The 2170-nt window shown below is 44.1% G+C and carries 1 protein-coding gene; it reads right to left on the bottom strand.

Translation table 11 applies throughout. The annotated features are described in order from the left end of the window. Window positions 1-77: 77 nt before the first annotated feature. Window positions 78-1601: a reverse transcriptase domain-containing protein gene (locus F6K49_RS42930; RefSeq protein WP_293030546.1), complete on the bottom strand. Its 1524-nt coding sequence runs from the start codon at window positions 1599-1601 to the stop codon at window positions 78-80. Window positions 1602-2170: the final 569 nt, after the last annotated feature.

The following is a 2170-nucleotide window of genomic DNA, read 5'->3' as shown; positions in this document are numbered from 1 at the left end:
GTTACGGTCGATGGGGGCTATTGAACCCCGCACCTCCGCTTCAGAACCGTGCATGAAACTTTCGCCTCACACGGCTCCTAAGTATCTTTTTGGCTCCAGTGTAATTGTTGGTGGCAACTTTGGTGTACAGCCATCAGGTTGTTTTCCTTCCAGTTGTCATGATTTTCATCAATGTGGTGAAGGTGTACCTTTTCCTCATTAATAAATTTCAACCCGCAATGCCCACAGGAATGGTTTTGCCGTTTTAAAGCTTTTGCTGTAGCGTTATCATAGAGTTTGGAGTTCCTATTGCTCCAGTAAACCAGGTCTCCATCATATGGAGACTTGGTGCCTTTGACGTTTACGTGCTGATTTTGTTCATACCTTACTTCTGGAAAGGCTTTCTTGCATAGCTCTGTGGCCTTATGTCTGCTAATTTTCTTTTCCTTTCGGAACTTTCGATTTGCAGTTTTGGTCATGAACCAGAGACTATCTCGGGAACTGCTCATGTCACAGCTTTTGTGGTAATTCCTCCATCCACGCACGATTGGTGCTAGCTTTTTGGCTTTTACTTCGGCTCCATAATTCGAGTTATTGACCACGGTTTTAATCTTCTCACGTATGTTCCGGTGATTTTCCTCTGAGGGAATGCATCGGAATTTTCCGTTTTTCTGTACGCGGAACTTCCACCCCAGGAAGTCAAATCCGTCTGTCGTATTAGTTATCTTGGTCTTTTCTTCACTGATTTCCATCCTTCTTTCTGCGAGAAAGGTTTTAATTTTCTCTAGTACTTTTTCAGCGTTATCTTTTGGCTTGAGGATTATTACCATATCGTCAGCATATCTAATGCACCTATTTTTTGGATTTATTTCCTCGATTCCGTTAAGTGCTATGTTGGCGAGAAGTGGACTGACCACACCTCCTTGGGGCGTTCCTTGCTCCGGGAATTCTGGATTGATGCCTGCTTTTAGACATCTGAATATCCCTATCTTCAGACCCGCAGGAGCTAGCAATCTATCCATAATGGAGCTGTGGGATATGCGGTCAAAACACTTCTTTATATCCAGTTCGATTACTCTTTTATTAATGCCGTTTTTTCTTGAGTTCAGATTTTGGAATAGCATTTTTTGTGCGTCTTGGGCACTTCTGCCAGTCCTAAACCCATAGCTGTAGGCACTGAACGTTGCTTCATGAGCAGGTTCTAGAGTATATTTTGCTAGACATTGCCATGCTCTATCTTGGATTGTTGGTACTTTCAACATTCTCGTACTCCCGTTTTTCTTGGCTATGGGGATTTCCCTTAAGCCTTGATGCGTCCAATTTTCCGCACTGGAGCCTAGTTTTTCAAGTACCTGGAACCTTTCTTTGTAGTTTAAGGATGCTTTCCCGTCTACTCCGGCGGTTCTTTTTCCTTGATTGAGCTGTGTTACTTGTCGGACGGCCAAAAGTTGTGCTGAGCGGGATTTCATTATCAGTTTTTGAAGTGACCGAGCTTTCTTTAGGTCGCCAACTCGAACTGCTTTATAAACTCTTCTTTGTAGGCGGAATAAGTTTTTTTCGTGCTGTTTCCAGCGTTCACTCTTCCAGAGGTCACTATATCTATTTGATATGTGTCTACCCATGCTCTTCTCAGATTTGTTTATCTTGATACCCGTAGCCAGTTTTTCGACTACATCCTACCCGACAGTAGGGATTAAGTTTGGCATAACTTACTCAGGTTCGACTAATTCCTTAGACCTATTATTGCTGTCGTTTTTACTCGTTCCATCTGTTGGATTGTTTTGGCGATTTAGGGCAGTCCACTTTGCCTATCCTCTTCTCGGAGATTACAACTGTCAATGGAAAAACGTTGTGAGAATTAAAGGATAAAGTCTCGCATATTTGACAGATTGCGGCTTCCGACTTAGACACTTTTTCAGGACTTTCACTACTGTTACCCTTGTCGCCTCCCCATTAGCGGTAGTGTGGTTAATCTGCTTCGCCTCTAATTCCGCCCTGGTGCCAGCTTCACTCTACAAGTTGCCGCTTGTTCGGTGTGGCCAAGGTAGGGAGTCACTTGTTCTCCTCAAGGGGTGGGTTTTCACCACCATCCTACAGATAGTTAGGATTTCTGGGTTTTCCCCGCGAATCCCCCTAGTTTTACCCCTCCTGTTTCAGGAGGCTCTTCCTAGGAACGAGCCGCACTCCATTT

This window comes from Moorena sp. SIO3I6 (assembly GCF_010672095.1).
This window is presented reverse-complemented; position numbering and strand designations above follow the sequence as displayed.